The organism is Pseudotabrizicola sp. 4114, from assembly GCF_031457365.1.
GTDB lineage: Bacteria > Pseudomonadota > Alphaproteobacteria > Rhodobacterales > Rhodobacteraceae > Pseudotabrizicola.
The window spans coordinates 69380-87949 of the sequence record NZ_JAVDWP010000002.1; the positions used below are offsets into that span (position 1 = coordinate 69380).

An 18570-nucleotide genomic window follows, 5' to 3' on the forward strand; every position below is an offset into this window, starting at 1 on the left:
CCTAGCGCAAAGCGCGACCCTTTATAATCGCCTCTTTGCCAAAGCGGGCGCGAATCGCATCGGCTGCGCGCTCGGCCTTCGCGCGTTTGCCGGCGTCGGGGTCGAGCAGATCGCCGGAGCGGTCGGCCTGATCCTCTGGCGCGAGGTCAGAGATGCCGACACCGATCAGCCGGAACGGGCCCTTGATGCCGGAATGGTCAAACAGCTCGCGCGCGGTGCGGTAGATACGGTCCGCGATCTGGGTCGGGTCTGACAGCGCGTGGCGGCGGGTCACGGTCTGGAAGTCACCCTTTTTCAGTTTCAGGGTGACCGTGCGCCCCGCCATCGTCTTGGCCTTGGCCCGGTCAGACACCTGTTCGGACAGGCGCCACAGATGGCCATCCAGCAGATCAGGGTCAGAGGTATCCTCGGAAAACGTGGTTTCCTTGGAAATCGACTTCAGCTTTTCATCGGGGCTGACGCGGCGGCTGTCCTGCCCGCGCGCCAGATGCCAGAGCCGGTCGCCCATCTGGCCAAAGCGCGCGCTCAGATCGGCGCGGTCCCAGCGCAACAGGTCGGCAATGGTGCGGATACCGGCCTGCTCCAGCGATGCCTGCATCGCGGTGCCAACCCCCCAGATGATGCGCACAGGCTTCGGGCGCAGGAAGGATTCGGTCTCGGCCGGACCGATCACGGAAAAGCCGCGCGGCTTGTCGAGATCGGACGCAATTTTCGCCAAAAACTTGTTATGCGCCAGACCGACAGAGCCGGTGACGCCCAGCTCATCCTCCATCCGCCTGGTCAGGCGGGCGAGAAGAACGGCGGGCGGCGCGCCGTGCAGGCGGGCGGTGCCGGTCAGGTCAAGAAATGCCTCGTCCAGCGACAATGGTTCGATGGCGGGGGTCAGATCCTCCATCATGGCGCGGATCTGGCGGCTGACCTCGACATAGCGGGCGATGCGGGGTTTGACGACCACCGCCTCGGGGCAGAGTTTCAGCGCCTGAAACATCGGCATCGCCGAGCGCACCCCGTGGATGCGGGCGATGTAGCAGCAGGTTGAGACCACGCCGCGCGTGCCGCCGCCGACGATCAGCGGTTTGTCGGCGAGGCTGGGATCGTCGCGCTTTTCCACCGAAGCGTAGAAAGCGTCGCAATCCATATGGGCGATGGACAGGGTAAACAGGTCAGGGTGCGACAGCAGGCGCGGGCTGCGACAGGCCGGACAGCGGCCCCGAGGCGGGGCCGTGTCAAAGGTGGTCAGGCAATCGCGGCACAGGGCGGGCATGATGGCGGATCATAGCCGGTTGCGGGCGCGGCGCACAGGGGAGAAACGGGAACGCCGGGGTCATCCGTGGGACGCCTCCGGCGGGAGTATTTTTGCCAAGATGAATGGCAAAGGGTCAGCGCGCCGTAGCGGGGTACAGGGCGGGTCGGGCGGCTTTGGCGGGCTTTTGGTAGCGGTCATAGCCAAGGTCGCGGCTTTCGATCTCGGTCGCGCGGTCCGAGACGATATCGGCCAGCAACCGGCCCGATCCGGCGGCCATCGTCCAGCCCAGCGTCCCGTGGCCGGTGTTGAGGAACAGGTTGGCCACCGGCGAGCGGCCGACGATCGGGGTGCCATCGGGGGTCATCGGGCGCAATCCGGCCCAGAACGTCGCCTGCGACTGGTCGCCTGCGCCGCCGAACAGGTCTTCGACCGAGTGTTGCAGCGTGCGCTTGCGTTTGTCGGACAGCGACAGATCAAAGCCTGCGATTTCGGCCATGCCGCCAACCCGGATGCGGTCGCCCAGCCGGGTGATGGCGATCTTGTGGGTCTCGTCCATCACGGTGGACACCGGCGCGCGGCTGGCGTCGGTGACCGGGACGGTGATCGAATAGCCTTTGACCGGGTAAACCGGCAGGCGGATGCCAAGATCGGTCACCAGTTTCGGCGAATAGGAGCCAAGCGCGAGCACGAAAGAGTCGGCGGTGATGTCGCCCTCGGAGGTGGTGACGCTGGTGATCCGGTCGCCGGTGCGGTTCAGGCCGGTGATGCTGACGCCATGGCGGAAGGTGACACCGGCCGCAGCGGCGCGGGCAGCGAGGCCTTGGGTGAATTTGAAGCAGTCGCCGGTTTCATCCTTGGGCAGGCGCAGGCCACCGGCAATCTTGCCCGCCGCATCGGCAAGGCCGGGCTCGATTGCAAGGCAGCCGGCCACATCCAATACCTCAAACGGCACGCCGCCCTGCCGCAGCACGTCGATATCCTTGCCCGCCGCATCGACCTGCTTTTGGGTGCGGAACAGTTGCAGCGTACCTTGCTGACGCTCATCAAAGCTGATGCCGGTCTGCGCGCGCAGGTCGGTCAGGCAATCGCGGGAGTATTCGGCGAGGCGGACCATCCGGCCCTTGTTGACCGCATAGGCGGCAGAGGTGCAGTTGCCCAGCATCTGCAGCATCCAGCGGATTTTCTGCATGTCGGGCTTTGGGTTCACGATCAGCGGCGCATGTTCCATGAACATCCACTTGAGCGCTTTCATCGGGATGCCGGGGGCCGCCCATGGCGCGGAATAGCCGGGGCTGATTTCGCCCGCATTGGCAAAGCTGGTTTCCAGCGCGGCGGCGGGCTGGCGGTCGATCACCGTCACCTCATGGCCCGCTTGTGCCAGATACCAGGCCGAGGTCACGCCAATGACGCCAGAGCCGAGGATGACGATTTTCATGGGTGAACCTTTCGCAGGAGGAGCATTTGGCACAGCATGCCTCGGATGCGGGGGGATTTTCTGGCAAAGATGGCTGTGGTTCAGGCTTAATTTAGAAGAAAACTCTGGCTGCCTGCCTATCTGTGCAAGATTATCTCCCCTGATCAATAACTGCGCGAAGAATAGACGGCCCACCGCCATCATGGCGCAAGATTATCCCCGCCCTTGCCTCTGACCAGAGAAGCCGCCATCCTTGCCCCGGAAATGATTTGAGCGAGGCTTTCCACAATGGATTTCAACCAGTTTCTGGGCGGCAATGCGGTGTTTCTGGCCGTTGCCGTCTTTATCATCCTGTGCATCTTTCTGGGCGTGCGGATCGTGCCGCAGTCGGAAAAGCATGTGGTCGAACGCTTTGGCCGGTTGCGCTCGGTTCTCGGGCCGGGGATCAACCTGGTGGTGCCGTTTCTTGACCGGGTGGCACACAAGATTTCCATTCTGGAGCGGCAGTTGCCGACCGCAAGTCAGGATGCCATCACCGCCGACAACGTGCTGGTCAAGGTCGAAACCAGCGTGTTTTACCGCATCACCGAGCCGGAAAAGACGGTGTACCGCATCCGCGATGTCGATGGTGCGATTGCCACCACGGTGGCCGGGATCGTGCGGTCTGAGATCGGCAAGATCGAGCTGGATCAGGTGCAGTCGAACCGGGCCCAGCTGATCGAGCGCGTGCGCGAGCAGGTGACGGCCATGGTCGATGACTGGGGGGTAGAGGTGACGCGGGCCGAGATTCTTGATGTCAATCTGGATGAGCAGACCCGCGCCGCGATGTTGCAGCAACTGAACGCCGAACGCGCCCGCCGCGCGCAGGTGATGGAGGCCGAGGGCAAGAAACGCTCGGTCGAGCTGGCGGCCGATGCCGATCTGTATGCCGCCGAACAGCAGGCCAAGGGCAAGCGGGTGACGGCGGACGCCGAGGCCTATGCCACATCGGCCATCGCGGTGGCGATCAAGGAATCGGGGCTGGAGGCGGCGCAGTATCAGCTGGCGCTGGCGCAGGTGGAGGCGCTGTCACGGGTGGCGCAGGGGCCGGGCAAGCAGACGATTCTGGTGCCGGCGCAGGCGCTGGATGCCTTTGCCGATGCGTTCAAGATGCTGAAAGGGCGCTCATGATGTGGTCGGTCTGGTGGGTCTGGATCGTCGGCGGCTTTGCGCTTGGCGTGCTGGAGGTACTGGCCCCGGGCTATATCTTTGTCGGCTTTGCGATCGGGGCGGTTGTGGTCGGCGCCGGGCTGGGCCTCGGGATTCTGGGTGGCAGTCTGGCGGTGCTGCTGCTGGTGTTTGCGGTCGCTTCGCTGGTGGCGTGGGTGGTGCTGCGCCGGGTTCTGGGGGTGCGCAAGGGGCAGGTCCGGCTGTGGGACCGCGATATCAATGATTGAGGCACGCCGGAACGTAGGGGGGCGCGCATGGTTCTGGTTCTGACGCATGACGATTGCCTGTCGCATGTCACCCCGCCCGGGCACCCGGAGCAGGTGGCGCGGCTGGAGGCAGTGGAGCGGGGATTGCGCGGCTTGCCCATGACGCGCGGCGCGGCCGCGATGGGCGATGTGGCCGATGTGCTGCGCTGCCACCCGCAGCGCTATGTGGATCGCCTGCGCGCCGCAGTCCCTGACGAGGGTTGGGCGCAGGTCGATGGCGACACGTTCCTGTCGCCGGGGTCTTTTGATGCCGCGATGCGCGGCGTCGGCGGCATCTGTCAGGCGGTCGATCATGTGATGACCGATGGCGGGCGCGCCTTTGTCGCGGCGCGCCCGCCGGGGCATCATGCCGAGCGGGACACCGCGATGGGGTTTTGCCTGTTCGGCACGGTGGCCATCGGTGCGATGCGGGCGCTGGAGGTGCATGGCCTGAGCCGGGTGGCGGTGCTGGATTTCGACGTGCATCACGGCAATGGCACGCAGGATCTGTTGTGGGATGAGGCGCGAGTGCGCTTTGTCTCCAGCCACCAGATGCCGCTCTATCCGGGGTCTGGCCACCGCGATGAGCGTGGGGCACACGGCCAGATCACCAATCTGCCGCTGGCCGGGGGATCGGGCGGCGCGCAGATGTGGGCGGCCTGGCAGCCGGTGCTGGACGATCTGCGCCGCTGGCAGCCGGAGCTGATCATGATCAGCGCCGGATTTGACGCGCATCGCGATGACCCTTTGGCCGGGCTGACCTGGACCACAGCAGATTTTGCCCGGCTGACGCGCGCGATCTGTGAGCTTGCCGATGAATGCTGCGCAGGCCGGGTGGTATCGTCGCTGGAGGGCGGTTATGATCTGGAGGCGTTGGCCGCAAGCGTGGCCGCGCATGTGACAGAACTGGGAAGGCAAGCCGCATGACCGACACACCCGCCGAGAAACCCGTCTCCGGGATGAGCTTTGAAGAGGCCATGGCCGCATTGGAACAGGTGGTCGGCCAGCTGGAACGCGGCGACGTGGCCCTCGAAGCCTCGATCGCGTTGTATGAACGTGGTGCAGCACTCAAGGCGCATTGCGAGGCCAAGCTGAAAGATGCCGAAGAAAAGGTGGAGCTGATCCGCGCCGCCGAAGGCAGTGCCATCGGCACGACGCCGGTGGAGGGGATGTGAGCTTTCCCGCCGCTCTGGCCCGCGCGGGCGGGCTGATCGGGGCGCGGCTGGATCTGGCCTTGGTCGGTCACGCCGACGAGCCGGTGATCCATGCCATTCGCTACGCGGTCGGTGGTGGAAAACGGCTGCGCGGGTTTCTGGTGCTGGAAACCGCAGCGCTGTTCGGCCTGCCGCCCGAGCGGGCGATCAGCGCTGCGGCAGCGGTGGAATGTCTGCACGCCTATAGCCTTGTGCATGACGACCTGCCTGCGATGGATGACGATGATCTGCGCCGGGGCCAGCCCACGGTGCATGTGAAATGGGATGAGGCGACGGCGGTGCTGGCCGGTGACGCACTGCAAACGCTGTCGTTTGAGCTGTTGTGTGATCCCGTGCTGGGGTCAGGCGACACCCGCATCGCCTTGGTGCGCGGGCTGGCCGCTGCTTCCGGGGCCGAGGGCATGGTGCTGGGTCAGGCGCTGGACATCGCGGCTGAGTCCGCCAGCACCCCGCTGACCCTCGACCAGATCACCCGGTTGCAGGCGGGCAAGACCGGCGCGCTGATCCGCTGGTCGGCCGAAGCGGGCGCGGTGATCGCCGGGGCCGACCCCGCCCCGTTGCGGGCCTATGCCACCGCGCTGGGTCTGGCCTTTCAGATCGCCGACGACATTCTGGACGAAACCGGCGATGAGGCGCAGGCGGGCAAGCGCCTGCACAAGGATGCCGATGCAGGCAAAGCCACCTTTGTCTCGCTGCTGGGGCTGGAAGGCGCGCGCCACCGGGCGCGCGCTCTGGTCGCAGAGGCGACAGCTCACCTTGCCCCCTATGGTGACAAGGCTCAAACCCTGATAGACGCCGCGCGGTTCGTGATAGCGCGCGACAGCTGAGGCCAAAGGCAGGATATGACCGACCGACCAAAGACCCCGCTGCTTGACCGTGTGACCCTGCCTTCGGACATGAAGGCGCTGTCCGACCGTGAGCTGCGCCAGCTGGCCGATGAGCTGCGCGCCGAGACGATTTCTGCGGTCTCGGTCACCGGCGGCCACTTGGGCGCGGGTCTGGGCGTGGTGGAACTGACCGTGGCCTTGCATGCCGTGTTCGACACCCCGCGCGACAAGATCATCTGGGATGTCGGCCATCAGTGCTATCCGCACAAGATTTTGACCGGACGGCGCGACCGCATCCGCACCCTGCGCACCGAAGGCGGGCTGTCAGGCTTCACCAAACGGTCGGAAAGCCCCTATGATCCGTTTGGTGCCGCGCATTCCTCGACCTCGATCTCTGCCGCGCTCGGCTTTGCCATGGCCGCCGATCTGGGCGGCGATCCCGGCGATGCGGTCGCGGTGATCGGCGATGGCAGCATGAGCGCCGGCATGGCGTTCGAGGCGATGAACAACGCAGGCCATCTGAAAAAGCGGCTGTTCGTGGTGCTCAACGACAACGAGATGTCGATTGCCCCGCCGGTGGGTGCGCTGTCGAGCTACCTCAGCCGCCTCTATGCCGAGGCTCCGCTGCAAGACCTGAAAGCCGCCGCCAAGGGCGCACTCGGCCTGCTGCCGCAACCGTTTCAGGAAGGCGCGCGCCGGGCCAAGGAAATGCTCAAGGGCATGGCACTGGGCGGCACCCTGTTCGAAGAGCTGGGGTTTTCCTACATCGGCCCGATTGACGGCCACGACCTGGATCAGCTGCTGCCGATCCTGCGCACGGCGCGGGCGCGGGCCACCGGCCCGATCCTGCTGCATGTGCTGACCAAGAAAGGCAAAGGCTACGCCCCGGCCGAGGCCGCGCGCGACAAGGGCCACGCCACCGCTAAATTCGATGTGCTGACCGGCGTGCAGGCCAAAGCGGCGTCAAACGCGCCCAGCTACACCAAGGTGTTCGCGCAATCCCTGATCGCGCAGGCCGAGCGTGACGACAAGATCGTCGCCGTCACCGCCGCCATGCCGGACGGCACCGGCCTCAACCTGTTCGCCGACCGCTTCCCGCGCCGCTGCTTTGACGTGGGCATCGCCGAGCAACACGCCGTCACCTTTTCCGCCGGTCTGGCGGCGGGCGGCATGAAACCGTTCTGCGCGATCTACTCCACCTTTCTGCAACGCGGCTATGATCAGGTGGTGCATGATGTCGCCATCCAGCGCCTGCCCGTCCGCTTTGCCATCGACCGCGCCGGTCTGGTCGGGGCCGATGGTGCCACCCATGCCGGCAGCTTCGACGTGGCCTTCCTCGCCAACCTGCCCGGCATGGTGGTGATGGCCGCAAGTGACGAGGCGGAGCTGGTGCATATGGTCGCCACCGCCGCAGCCCATGACGATGGTCCCATCGCCTTCCGCTTCCCGCGCGGTGATGGTGTCGGCATCGAACTCCCGCTCCGTGGCACGCCGCTGGAAATCGGCACCTCCCGGCTGATCACCTCCGGCAACCGCGTCGCGCTCCTCTCCTTCGGCACCCGGCTGGCAGAAACCCTGAAAGCCGCCGAAAGCCTTGCACAAAAGGGGCTGTCACCCACCATCGTCGATGCCCGCTTTGCCAAACCGCTCGACCGCGACATGATCCTGAACCTCGCCCGCAACCACGAGGCGCTGATCACCATCGAAGAGGGGGCCATCGGCGGCTTTGGCAGCCATGTAGCGCAGCTTCTGGCCGAAGAAGGCATCTTCGACACCGGCCTGAAATACCGCTCCATGGTCCTGCCCGACACCTTCATCGACCACGCCTCACCCGAGGCGATGTACCGCGCCGCCGGCATGGATGCCGCTCAGATCGAGGCAAAGGTGCTGCACACGTTGGGCATCGCCGCGCTGAGCAAACGCGCCTGATTTCATCTTGGCAAAAATACTCATCTGACCCGGGCAGACCCGCAAAGCGGCGCTGACCGGTTCATCCCCGATTTTTCGCAGAAAAATCGTGCCTCAGAAATCCAGATCGGCGTAATGCGCCGGTGGCGGAAAGCCCGGCACCTGATCGGCCAGCAGCGTGCGGAAGCTGGGCCGTGATTTTATCTTGGCATACCAGTCTTTCACCGTGGCCGAGCGGTTCCAGTCCACATCGCTGATGTAATCCAGACACGACAGATGCGCCGCGGCGGTGAAATCGGCCAGTGTCATGGTATCGCCCGCCAGCCAGCGGCGCTGGTCCAGAATCCACGCCATGTAATCCAGATGAAACTTGATCCGGCCGGCCCCGAATTTCACATTCTTTGAATCCGGGTAGCCCAGCTTCATCACCTTCTTGTTCACCCGCTCATAGAGCAGCTTTGACGTGACATCCGCGTGGAACTTGTCGTCGAACCAGGCGCAGATCCGGCGCACCTCATAGCGCATCTCGGGGTCGCGCGGCATCAGCGCCGGGGTGGGAAAGGTCTCGTCCAGATATTCGCAGATCGCCTGGCTCTCGCTCAGGGTCTTCTGCTCCATCTTCAGGATCGGCACCTTGCCCGCCGGGTTGCGGCGCAGGAAATCGGGGCTGGGTTCCCAATACCGCTCTTCGACCAGCTCCACCTCCAGCTTCTTTTCCGCCAGCGTCAGGCGCACTTTGCGGCAAAAGGGAGACAGCGGAAAATGATAGAGGCGGATCATGCAACACCCGTGTAAGGACTGTGCGACTGATACAGGCCATGGCGCGGCGGATCAATGCGCAACCGCGTCTGGCCGGGCAGGCCGGTCAGACTGGGCGCATCTGTGCCACCAATGCGGGCAAGGCATCAAATGTGGAAAACGCCACATCATGCGGCAAATCTGCCACCGGGGTCTTGCGATACCCTTGGGTGAACAGCGCAAACGGCACCCGCGCCGCCACCGCCGTCGCGGCATCCACCTCGCTGTCGCCGACATAGAGCGTGGCTCCGCCGCCCAGCGCGGCGATACAGGCGTGCAACGGGGCCGGGTCGGGCTTGAGGACGGGCAGGCTGTCGCCGCCGACCACCACGCTGAAAAACCGCTCAATCCCCAGAGCGCGCAAGATGTCCCGCGCCGGAGCCACTGGCTTATTGGTACAGACCGCCATCGGATGCCCAGCCAGTTGCAAGGCGCTCAGCACCGCCACGACCCCCGGATAGGGCCGGGTCAGATCGCTCGAGGCGGCATTGTAGTGGTCCAGCGTGGCCCTGGTCAGGCGCGGATGCTGCGCCATGTCCAGCCCCACATGCCCGATCACCCGCTCCACCAGCTTCGGCAAGCCATTGCCGACAAAGGATGTTACCAGCGCCAGATCCAGCGCCGCCTGCCCCTCATCCGCCAGCATCCGCACCACAGCGGCATGAATGTCGGGGGCGGAATCGACCAGCGTGCCGTCAAGATCAAAGACCAGATTGATGGGTCTCACAGCGCACCTTCGGCCGCCGCCCGGATCGCGCGGATGTTCTCGCCATAGGGCGCCGGGTTGCTGACCGATCCGCCGCGAAACACCGCCGACCCGGCCACCAGCACATCGGCCCCGGCGGCTGCGACCAGCGGCGCGGTCTCCACCGTTACCCCGCCATCAATCTCGATATGCACCGGCCGGTCGCCGAGCATCGCGCGCAAGGCCCGCACCTTTTCGACCTGCGACTGAATGAACTTCTGCCCGCCAAAGCCGGGGTTCACCGTCATCACACAGATCAGATCGACCATATCCAGCAGATAGGCCACATTCTCGATCCCGGTGCCCGGATTGATCGCCAGCCCCGCCTTGGCCCCTGCCCCGCGAATGGCCTGCAGCGTGCGGTGAATATGCGGCCCGGCCTCCAGATGCGCGGTGATCACATCGGCTCCGGCTTGGGCAAAGGCGTCAATATAGGGGTCTACCGGGGCAATCATCAGGTGAACATCCATCACCCCCTTGATATGCGGGCGGATGGCGGCGCAGGTGGCGGGGCCAAAGGTGATGTTGGGCACGAAATGGCCGTCCATCACATCGACATGCACCCAGTCACAGCCCTGCGCCTCAATCGCCTCGCATTCCAGCCCGAAATTGGCGAAATCTGCCGACAGGATCGACGGCGCGATCTTGATGCTGCGGTTAAAGGTCATGGCGTTCCCCTTGTGCGCCGGCCTGCCCCAATGTGCGCCGGTCCCGGCCCCTTCAATCGTGAAAAGCCGGTCCGCGTCAATGGCCCCACCGGGTCATCCGGGCCAAAATGTGCGGGCTGGCGTGGCAGACCGTCCGTCCTGTGTGATGCCCGCCCTGTCCCGCGGCGCGGCTAGCGGAAACAACTGTCGCGGCCATCCGCGCCGATGGTTTCCGCCCCCGAGATGATCGACCGCGTCCGGTTGCGCACGAAATTCGACGGGTTTGACGCAGAGCGCCCCTTCGGATCGGGCAGGATCGCCGCCAGCCGGGCGGCTTGCAGCGGGCTCAGATCGCGGGCGTTGACGTTGAAATAATGTCGCGCCGCCGCCTGCACCCCGAACACGCCTTCGTCAAATTCGGCCACGTTGAGGTAGACCTCCAGTATCCGTTGCTTGGACCAGATCAGCTCCACCGCCGGGGTCAGCATTCCCTCCATCGCTTTGCGCAGCCAGGACCGGCCGTGCCAGAGAAAGACGTTCTTCACCACCTGCTGACTGATGGTCGAGGCCCCGCGATTGCCGCCCTGCGCCACCGCCGCGCGGATGGCGTTCATGTCGAATCCCCAGTGCAGGCAGAAATTCGCATCCTCGGCGGCCACGGCAGAGCGGCCCATTACCGGCGCAATATTCTCCCACGCCACCCAGTCGCGCTGCACCGCGCCAAGCCGGGCGGATTCCTGCAACTGATAGATATTGACTGGCGGGTTAAGGAAAGAAAACAGCAGCACCAGCACCGCAAACAGCCCCGCCACCCCCAGTACAACCCGCCCCGCCCAGCGCAGAACACGCCGCCGCGCAAAGCGCGCGGGGGCGGCCAGCAGCGGGGCCGGGTCTTTGCCCTTTCGGGGTTTCTTTGGTGTCGTCGCCATACCCTCTTAGGCCCCATGCCGCTGGCGGGGTCAAGATGTGACGCCGCAAAGCAAAGGGCCCCGCGTGGGGGCCCTTTGGGGTCTTGTGTCTGGCGCTTACTCCGCCGGAACCTTCACCGCTTCGTCACTCAGCGGGTGCGGCAGGTGGATCAGCATTTCCTGCGGGCAGACCTGCAGGAAATTGGCGCGCTCTGCCTCCCAGTTCGACAGGATGGACGCGGCCTTGCGGCTGCCGGTTTCGCGTGCATGGGCCTCGATCAACCCGCGCAGCTGCGCCTCCCAATGCGGGTGGCTGACCGCGCAGGTGACCAGCGATTCGAGGTTCATGAAGTCTTCGGCCAGACCATCCGGATCATAAAGATAGGCCATGCCCCCGGTCATCCCGGCGCCAAAGTTGGCCCCGATCCGGCCAAGGATCACCGCGACACCGCCGGTCATGTATTCACACCCGTTCGAGCCACACCCCTCGACCACCACTTTCGCACCCGAGTTGCGCACGGCAAACCGCTCTCCCGCGCGACCGCTTGCGTAAAGATAGCCATCGGTCGCGCCATAGAGCACGGTGTTGCCGATGATGGTGTTCTCCGACGCATCCAGCGGCGAAGACATCATCGGCCGAACCACGATGGTACCTCCCGACAGGCCCTTGCCCACATAGTCGTTGGCGTCGCCCATCACCTCCAGCTTCAGCCCGCGCGCCGCAAAGGCCCCCAGCGACTGCCCGGCATTGCCGCTCAGCTTGACCGTCAGATGATCGGCTTGCAGGGTGTTGCGCATGCCGAACTTGCGCACGATATGGCTCGATGCCCGCGTGCCGATGGTGCGGTGCGTGTTCCTGACCGCATACGACAGCTGCATCTTTTCGCCTTCTTCAAAGAAGCGCGCCCCATCGCGGATGATTTCGGCATCCAAAGTATCGGGCACCGCATTGCGCGGCTTGCTGCGGTCATAGGTGATCCGGTTCGCGCCATCGACGGTGATCAGCAACGGGTTCAGGTCCAGATCATCCAGATGCGCTGCACCCCGCGACACCTGCGTGAGCAGATCAGCCCGGCCGATGATCTCATCCAGTGACCGCGCGCCGATCCCTGCCAGGAGTTCCCGCACCTCTTGCGCGTAGAAGGTGATCAGGTTCACCACCTTGTCCGCCGTGCCGGTAAACTTTTTGCGCAGCTCTTCGTTCTGGGTGCAGACCCCCACCGGGCAGGTGTTGGACTGGCACTGACGCACCATGATGCAGCCCATGGCAATCAGCGCGGCGGTGCCGATGCCGAATTCCTCGGCCCCCATCATCGCCGCCATCACCACATCGCGGCCCGTCCGCAACCCGCCATCGGTGCGCAGCGTGACCCGGTCGCGCAGGTTGTTCATCGACAACACCTGATGCGCCTCGGTCAGGCCCATTTCCCATGGCAGGCCCGCGTATTTGATCGAGGTGCCGGGCGACGCCCCGGTGCCGCCGTTGTGCCCCGAGATCAGGATGATATCGGCCTTGGCCTTGGCCACACCGGCAGCGATGGTGCCGACGCCGGAGGACGACACCAGCTTCACCGTCACCTTGGCGCGCGGGTTGATCTGTTTCAGGTCATAAATCAGCTGCGCCAGATCTTCGATCGAGTAGATGTCATGGTGCGGCGGCGGTGAAATCAGCGTCACCCCCTTCGTCGAGTGCCGCAGCCGCGCGATCAGCTCGGTGACTTTCATCCCCGGCAGCTGCCCGCCTTCACCCGGCTTGGCCCCCTGCGCCACCTTGATTTCCAGCTCTTCGCAGGCGTTCAGATATTCCGCCGTGACGCCAAAGCGCCCCGATGCCACCTGTTTGATTTTGGCCGACGGGTTGTCGCCATTGGCTTCGGGCAGAAAATGCGCCGGATCTTCGCCACCCTCGCCCGAGTCCGACTTGGCCCCGATCCGGTTCATGGCGACGTTCAGCGTCTTGTGCGCCTCTGGCCCCAAAGCCCCAAGGCTCATGCCCGGCGTCACGAACCGCTTGCGGATCGAGGTGATCGATTCGACCTCTTCAATCGGCACCGGCTTGCCCAAGGGCTTGATATCCAAAAGGTCACGGATGTGGATCGGCGGATTGGCCCGCATCGCGGCGGTGTATTGCTTCCAGATGTCATAGCTGGCGCGGTCGCAGGCCGCTTGCAGCATGTGCATCGTCTGCGCTTCCCACGCGTGTTTCTCGCCCGAGCGCCGCGCCTTGTAGAACCCGCCAATCGGCAGCACATCGGCACCGCCCAGCCAGCCTTTGGCATGCACCTCTTCCAGCTTCTGCTCGATGCCGGTCAGGCCGATGCCGGAAATGCGGCTGTGCATGCCGGGGAAATACTCGGCCACCATGGCGCGGCTCAAGCCCACCGCCTCAAAGTTCAGACCGCCACGATAGCTGGAGATCACCGAGATCCCCATCTTCGACATGATCTTCAAGAGCCCGCCGTTGATCGCATCGCGATACCGCCGCATCGCGTCGGTCAGGCTGCCGTCAATCAACCCCCGGCTGATCCGGTCAGCAATCGAATCCTGCGCGAGGTAAGCGTTGACCGTGGTCGCCCCACAGCCGATCAGCACCGCAAAATAATGCGGGTCGATGCACTCGGCCGACCGCACGTTGACCGAACAGAAGGTGCGCAGCCCCTTGCGCGTCAGCCAGCTGTGAACAGCGCTGGTCGCAAGGATCATCGGCATCGGCACCTTTTCCGGCCCCTGATGCTCATCGGTCAGCACCAGATGGCTGGCCCCCGACCGGACCGCATCTTCGGCCTCGGCCCGGATCCGCTCCAGCCCCTGCCGCAGATCATCAAGCCCCGAGGTGACCGGGAATGTGCAGTCGATATAGGCGACATGTTCGCCGAAATGCCTGCACATCACGTCGAATTCAGAATTGGCAATGAACGGGCTTTCCAGCACCAGAATCTCGGTCTGGCTGGAGTTTTCATCCAGCACGTTCTTGAGGTTGCCGAAACGGGTTTTCAGGCTCATCACCCGGCTTTCGCGCAAGCTGTCAATCGGCGGGTTGGTGACCTGAGAAAAGTTCTGGCGGAAGAAATGCGACAGCGGGCGATACACGCTCGACAGCACGGCAGCCGGGGTGTCATCGCCCATGCTGGCGATCATTTCTTTGCCGTCTTCGGCCATCGGCGCCAGAACCTGCTCCAGCTCTTCGACCGTAAAGCCAGCCGCGATCTGGCGTTTGCGCAGATCGGCCCCGTCAAACTGCGCCCGTTCGGGCACTTCGCGCAGCAGGCTGTTCAGATCGACGACCTTTTCGATCCAGTCGCCATAGGGGTTAGAGGCGGCCAGTTTGTCCTTCATCGCCGCGTCGTGGTACAGCTTGCCGTCCTTCATATCGACGGCAATCATCTGACCCGGCCCCAGCGCGCCCTTTTCGCGGATGGTCGTCTCATCCACCGGCACCATCCCGGCTTCGGACCCGGCAATCAGCAGCCCATCGCCCGTCACCACATAGCGCATCGGGCGCAGACCGTTGCGGTCAAGGCCGCCGCAGACCCAGCGGCCATCGGTCATCGCAAGCGCCGCCGGGCCGTCCCACGGCTCCATCACGGCGTTGCAATAGGCATACATATCGGCCCAGGCTTTTGGCATATCGGTCGTGGTCTTCGACCACGCCTCTGGCACCAACATGGTCTTTGCCATCGGGGCCGACCGGCCCGAGCGCACCATCACCTCGAACACCGCATCCAGCGCGCCGGAGTCGGAGGTGCCCGACGGGATGATCGGCTTGATATCCTCGGCAGCGTCGCCAAAATTGTTCGACGCCATCCGGATCTCGTGCGATTTCATCCAGTTGACGTTGCCCTTCAACGTGTTGATCTCGCCGTTATGGGCCAGCATGCGGAACGGCTGCGCCAGCCACCACTGCGGGAAGGTGTTGGTCGAATAGCGCTGGTGATAGATCGCAAACGCAGACTCGAACCGCTCATCCATCAGGTCGGGGTAGAAGGTGGCGACCTGTTCAGCCAGCATCATGCCTTTGTAGATGATGCTGCGGCACGACAGGCTGCACAGATACAGCCCCTGAATCTGGGCCGCGACCGCCGCCTTTTCGATGCGGCGGCGGATGATGTACAGCTCGCGCTCGAACTGTTCCTGATCAATATCCTTTTCACAGCGGATCAGGATCTGCTCGATCTCGGGCCGGGTCGCATTGGCCTTTTCGCCCAGAACCGTGGTGTCCACCGGCACATGCCGCCAGCCATAGATATAATGCCCCATCCGCAGCACTTCGGCTTCAACAATGGTACGGCACCGCTCCTGCGCGCCAAAATCGGTGCGCGGCAGAAACACCTGCCCCACGGCGACCAGCTTGTGGATGTCCGGCTCGTGCCCGGTGCGGCGGATCACGTCATAAAAGAACTTGACCGGGATCTGCACATGGATGCCCGCACCATCGCCGGTCTTGCCATCGGCATCCACCGCGCCGCGGTGCCAGATCGCCTTCAGCGCGTCGATGCCCGATTGCACCACCTTGCGGCTCGGCTTGCCGGAAATCGCCACCACCAGCCCCACACCGCAGGACGAATGCTCGTCATCGGATTTGTACAGGCTGTTGGCATCCATCCAGGCGCGCTTGGCTTCCTCAGACTTTACCCAGGCATCATCATAGATCGTCATGGCTCACTCCTCTGGGCTGGCGTCATCGCCGAACATCGCAAGCGTTTCGGCACGGCTAAGTTTTTGGGTCTCGCCTGCATAGGCAAAACAATCGGGCTTCTGATCGAAAAAGATTTCCGACTGCATCGTCAGCCCGTTTGCATCATCGAGCAGGCCGATGGGAATTTCGGTGTTGCCAAAGTGGGGGCCTTCGGCAGTGACCATGTAATACAGCCCCGATCCGCACCGCGCGCACCACGCGCGTCTGGCCCAGTCAGAGCTTTGCAGCGTGGCAATATGCTCTGCCCCCTGCCAGCCGATATTCCCGGTCGGCACGGTAATCGCCAGCAACGCAGACCCCGACCAGCGACGGCACATCTCGCAATGGCACGCGCCAAAGGTCTTGCGGTCCAGCTTTGCTGTAAACCGCACCGCTCCGCACAGGCACCCACCGCTGCGGCTGTCGGCCAAGGCCATGTCCGGTGCCGCGCTCATCTGAACGCCGCCGGAATCGGGGCAGCCTCCGGGGCGGCCTGGGTCATCAGCGGGTCGCAGTCAAACAGCGGCTCGGTCGCGGCAAAGCCGGGATCCCCCGGAAACAGGAACTTGACCGGGCTGCCGTCCATCGGCAGGAAATCCCCGTCGGGGCCCTTCCATTCCGAGGGGCCGGAAAAGAACAGGCGCATCTCGGGGTGAATGTATTCATTGCCGCGCGACTGCCGCAGGATCACCCCGCTCTGGTCGGTTTCGGTAAACTCGTACTGGGTTTCCGACAGCGTTATCCCGTCAATGGTAAACGTGCGCCCGGTCAGCGTGTCAAAGCCGTTGACCCGGGTCTGTTCGCCATTGTCGCGGCTCAGGTTGAAGGCAAAAGTATCGGTGCCCGACCCCAAGAGCTCAGAAAACGACGCCGGATCTGACGGATCAGGGTCCAGCGCCTGGCGCACGGCGGTCTCGCCCAGATCATAGCTTTCGACCCATTCGGCTTCACTGTTGATCCGGCTCAGAAAGAACGGCCCCTGCTGGTCAAAATCAGCGCGCCACTGATCGCCGGGGGCATCGGCGCTGCATTTGTAGTGGTTGGACACCCGGCACTGCCGCGCCTGCACGGTCATGAATGTGGTGCAGCCCTCGGGCGGGCTGAATGACCCGGCAAAGGCAGGAACCGGCAGCAAGGCCGCGACGATCAGAACGTGTTTCAACATTACTCCAGCCCTCCGATCAGGTCAGCCATGCTGACCTGCGCCCATTTTCCCTGACGGTTTTGCTTGCCATACACCTGCCATACGTCTGCCAGACACAGATCATACGCCAACCATACCCGCCTATTCCGCAGCCACTGCCCCGGTTTGCGCCAGATACCCCATGATCGCCTCTGCAGCTTCACGTCCGTCACGGATCGCCCAGACCACCAGCGAAGCCCCACGCACGATGTCACCCGCCGCGTAAACGCCCGGCAGACTGGTCGCATGGGTGCGGAAATCGGCCTTGATGGTGCCCCAGCGGGTCACGGCCAGATCGGGCACGCCCCACAGCGTCGGCACATCTTCGGGCTCGAACCCCAGCGCCTGCACCACAAGGTCAGCGCCTTCAACATAGTCGGCGCCTTCAATCAGTTCAGGCATCTGACGGCCGGTGGCATCGGGCAGGCCAAGGCGCATTTTCTGCACCATCACGCCATCCACCACCGCGCCGCCGGTAAAGCCCTTGGGCGCGGAAAGCCACACGAATTCAACGCCTTCTTCTTCTGCGTTCTGCACTTCACGCTGGCTGCCCGGCATATTGGCACGATCGCGGCGATACAGGCATTTGACCGATGTGGCCCCCTGCCGGATCGCGGTACGCACGCAATCCATCGCCGTGTCACCCCCGCCGATGACCACCACACGCTTGCCGGTCGCGTTCAGCTCGCCCGAGTCGAACTCCGGCACATCGTCGCCAAAGCTTTTGCGGTTGCTGGCGGTCAGGTAATCCAGCGCCCGCACCACGCCCCGCGCGCCGACGCCCGGGGCCTCGATGTCGCGGGATTTATACACGCCGGTGGCAATCAGCACCGCATCATGCTGGCCCCGGATTGCGTCAAAGCTGATATCAACCCCGACCGAGCAGTTGAGCACAAAGCTCACGCCGCCCAGCTCCAGCTGCTCAATCCGCTGCATAACCACCGGTTTTTCCAACTTGAATCCGGGAATGCCATAGGTCATCAACCCGCCCGCGCGGTCATAGCGGTCATAAACGGTGACCTGATAGCCGCGGCGGCGCAGCACGTCAGCAGCGGCCAGCCCGCCGGGGCCCGCGCCGATGATGGCGACGCTTTCGGCGCGTTCCACCGCCGGTTTGATCGGCTTGACCCAGCCGTTTTCCCAAGCGGTGTCGGTGATGTACTTCTCGACCGAGCCGATGGTCACGGTGCCATGGCCCGATTGTTCGATCACGCAATTGCCTTCGCACAGCCGGTCTTGCGGGCAGATGCGGCCGCAAATCTCGGGGAATGTGTTGGTGGCCTGCGACAGCTCATACGCCTCTTCCAGACGGCCCTCGGCGGTCAGCCGCAGCCAGTCGGGAATGTTGTTGTGCAACGGGCAATGCGACTGGCAATAGGGCACGCCACACTGGCTGCACCGCCCGGCCTGCTCTGCCGCCTTGTCTGCCGCGAACTCGCGGTAAATCTCATGGAAATCCTGATTGCGCAAAGTCGGCGGGCGCTTCTCCGGCGTCTCTTTGGCGACGGTCACGAATTTAAGCATTTTCTGCGTGGCCAAGGCTGCGTCTCC

Annotated in this window: 16 protein-coding genes; 6 read left to right on the plus strand and 10 right to left on the minus strand. The window is 64.1% G+C overall.

Annotation, left to right across the window (positions count from 1 at the left end; all coding sequences use genetic code 11):
- Position 1: 1 nt before the first annotated feature.
- On the minus strand, positions 2 to 1264 hold the full coding sequence (locus tag J2X53_RS04915) for a DNA polymerase IV (RefSeq protein WP_349036366.1): 1263 nt from the start codon (positions 1262 to 1264) through the stop codon (positions 2 to 4).
- A 115-nt stretch (positions 1265 to 1379) separates the two neighbouring features.
- Positions 1380 to 2681 carry a D-amino acid dehydrogenase gene (locus J2X53_RS04920; protein WP_349036367.1) on the minus strand — a complete coding sequence of 434 codons (1302 nt, stop codon included), beginning with the start codon at positions 2679 to 2681 and terminating at the stop codon, positions 1380 to 1382.
- A 267-nt stretch (positions 2682 to 2948) separates the two neighbouring features.
- Between J2X53_RS04920 and J2X53_RS04925 the strand changes: the two genes are divergently transcribed.
- Genes J2X53_RS04925 through dxs form a run of 6 tightly spaced genes read left to right on the plus strand, consistent with a single transcriptional unit; the run spans position 2949 to position 8084 of the window.
- Positions 2949 to 3830, plus strand: a complete 882-nt coding sequence (locus J2X53_RS04925) for an SPFH domain-containing protein (RefSeq protein WP_349036368.1) — start codon at positions 2949 to 2951, stop codon at positions 3828 to 3830.
- Positions 3827 to 4096 carry a hypothetical protein gene (locus J2X53_RS04930; protein WP_349036369.1) on the plus strand — a complete coding sequence of 90 codons (270 nt, stop codon included), beginning with the start codon at positions 3827 to 3829 and terminating at the stop codon, positions 4094 to 4096. Before J2X53_RS04925 ends, J2X53_RS04930 begins: the two co-directional genes overlap by 4 nt.
- A 27-nt stretch (positions 4097 to 4123) precedes the next feature.
- Positions 4124 to 5041: a histone deacetylase family protein gene (locus J2X53_RS04935; RefSeq protein WP_349036370.1), complete on the plus strand. Its 918-nt coding sequence runs from the start codon at positions 4124 to 4126 to the stop codon at positions 5039 to 5041.
- A complete protein-coding gene (locus tag J2X53_RS04940) occupies positions 5038 to 5289 on the plus strand; it encodes an exodeoxyribonuclease VII small subunit (protein ID WP_349036371.1) in 252 nt (83 codons plus the stop codon). Before J2X53_RS04935 ends, J2X53_RS04940 begins: the two co-directional genes overlap by 4 nt.
- 35 nt (positions 5290 to 5324) lie before the next feature.
- Entirely contained in the window at positions 5325 to 6155 is an 831-nt protein-coding gene (locus J2X53_RS04945; RefSeq protein WP_349036842.1) for a polyprenyl synthetase family protein, read from the plus strand.
- 15 nt (positions 6156 to 6170) lie between these two features.
- The gene (gene dxs / locus J2X53_RS04950; protein WP_349036372.1) at positions 6171 to 8084 is read left to right on the plus strand and encodes a 1-deoxy-D-xylulose-5-phosphate synthase; all 1914 of its coding nucleotides are present in this window, start codon (positions 6171 to 6173) and stop codon (positions 8082 to 8084) included.
- Between the two features lie 93 nt (positions 8085 to 8177).
- On the opposite strand, the gene J2X53_RS04955 is transcribed toward dxs, so the two are convergent.
- The 8 genes from J2X53_RS04955 to J2X53_RS04990 form a co-directional block, all read right to left on the minus strand.
- Positions 8178 to 8843, minus strand: a complete 666-nt coding sequence (locus tag J2X53_RS04955) for a glutathione S-transferase family protein (RefSeq protein ID WP_349036373.1) — start codon at positions 8841 to 8843, stop codon at positions 8178 to 8180.
- Between the two features lie 85 nt (positions 8844 to 8928).
- Complete coding sequence (gph, locus tag J2X53_RS04960; RefSeq protein ID WP_349036374.1) at positions 8929 to 9588, minus strand: phosphoglycolate phosphatase; 660 nt, start codon at positions 9586 to 9588, stop codon at positions 8929 to 8931.
- Entirely contained in the window at positions 9585 to 10274 is a 690-nt protein-coding gene (gene rpe, locus J2X53_RS04965) for a ribulose-phosphate 3-epimerase (protein ID WP_349036375.1), read from the minus strand. The genes gph and rpe overlap by 4 nt, the downstream gene beginning before the upstream one ends.
- A 170-nt stretch (positions 10275 to 10444) precedes the next feature.
- A complete protein-coding gene (mtgA, locus tag J2X53_RS04970) occupies positions 10445 to 11182 on the minus strand; it encodes a monofunctional biosynthetic peptidoglycan transglycosylase (protein WP_349036376.1) in 738 nt (245 codons plus the stop codon).
- A 96-nt stretch (positions 11183 to 11278) separates the two neighbouring features.
- Positions 11279 to 15817 carry a glutamate synthase large subunit gene (gene gltB / locus J2X53_RS04975; RefSeq protein WP_349036377.1) on the minus strand — a complete coding sequence of 1513 codons (4539 nt, stop codon included), beginning with the start codon at positions 15815 to 15817 and terminating at the stop codon, positions 11279 to 11281.
- Positions 15818 to 15820: 3 nt separating this feature from the next.
- Positions 15821 to 16291 carry a GFA family protein gene (locus J2X53_RS04980; protein WP_349036378.1) on the minus strand — a complete coding sequence of 157 codons (471 nt, stop codon included), beginning with the start codon at positions 16289 to 16291 and terminating at the stop codon, positions 15821 to 15823.
- Positions 16288 to 17001 carry a hypothetical protein gene (locus J2X53_RS04985; protein WP_349036379.1) on the minus strand — a complete coding sequence of 238 codons (714 nt, stop codon included), beginning with the start codon at positions 16999 to 17001 and terminating at the stop codon, positions 16288 to 16290. Before J2X53_RS04985 ends, J2X53_RS04980 begins: the two co-directional genes overlap by 4 nt.
- 120 nt (positions 17002 to 17121) lie before the next feature.
- On the minus strand, positions 17122 to 18558 hold the full coding sequence (locus J2X53_RS04990) for an NAD(P)-dependent oxidoreductase (protein ID WP_349036843.1): 1437 nt from the start codon (positions 18556 to 18558) through the stop codon (positions 17122 to 17124).
- Between the last annotated feature and the right edge of the window lie 12 nt (positions 18559 to 18570).

Excerpts from the sequence above, each read along its gene's own strand:
- J2X53_RS04915 (WP_349036366.1), bottom strand. The coding sequence starts at position 1,264 with ATGCCCGCCCTGTGCCGCGATTGCCTGACCACCTTTGACACGGCCCCG.
- J2X53_RS04920 (WP_349036367.1), bottom strand. The coding sequence starts at position 2,681 with ATGAAAATCGTCATCCTCGGCTCTGGCGTCATTGGCGTGACCTCGGCC.
- J2X53_RS04925 (WP_349036368.1), top strand. The coding sequence starts at position 2,949 with ATGGATTTCAACCAGTTTCTGGGCGGCAATGCGGTGTTTCTGGCCGTT.
- J2X53_RS04930 (WP_349036369.1), top strand. The coding sequence starts at position 3,827 with ATGATGTGGTCGGTCTGGTGGGTCTGGATCGTCGGCGGCTTTGCGCTT.
- J2X53_RS04935 (WP_349036370.1), top strand. The coding sequence starts at position 4,124 with ATGGTTCTGGTTCTGACGCATGACGATTGCCTGTCGCATGTCACCCCG.
- J2X53_RS04940 (WP_349036371.1), top strand. The coding sequence starts at position 5,038 with ATGACCGACACACCCGCCGAGAAACCCGTCTCCGGGATGAGCTTTGAA.
- dxs (WP_349036372.1), top strand. The coding sequence starts at position 6,171 with ATGACCGACCGACCAAAGACCCCGCTGCTTGACCGTGTGACCCTGCCT.
- J2X53_RS04955 (WP_349036373.1), bottom strand. The coding sequence starts at position 8,843 with ATGATCCGCCTCTATCATTTTCCGCTGTCTCCCTTTTGCCGCAAAGTG.
- rpe (WP_349036375.1), bottom strand. The coding sequence starts at position 10,274 with ATGACCTTTAACCGCAGCATCAAGATCGCGCCGTCGATCCTGTCGGCA.
- mtgA (WP_349036376.1), bottom strand. The coding sequence starts at position 11,182 with ATGGCGACGACACCAAAGAAACCCCGAAAGGGCAAAGACCCGGCCCCG.
- gltB (WP_349036377.1), bottom strand. The coding sequence starts at position 15,817 with ATGACGATCTATGATGATGCCTGGGTAAAGTCTGAGGAAGCCAAGCGC.
- J2X53_RS04980 (WP_349036378.1), bottom strand. The coding sequence starts at position 16,291 with ATGAGCGCGGCACCGGACATGGCCTTGGCCGACAGCCGCAGCGGTGGG.
- J2X53_RS04985 (WP_349036379.1), bottom strand. The coding sequence starts at position 17,001 with ATGTTGAAACACGTTCTGATCGTCGCGGCCTTGCTGCCGGTTCCTGCC.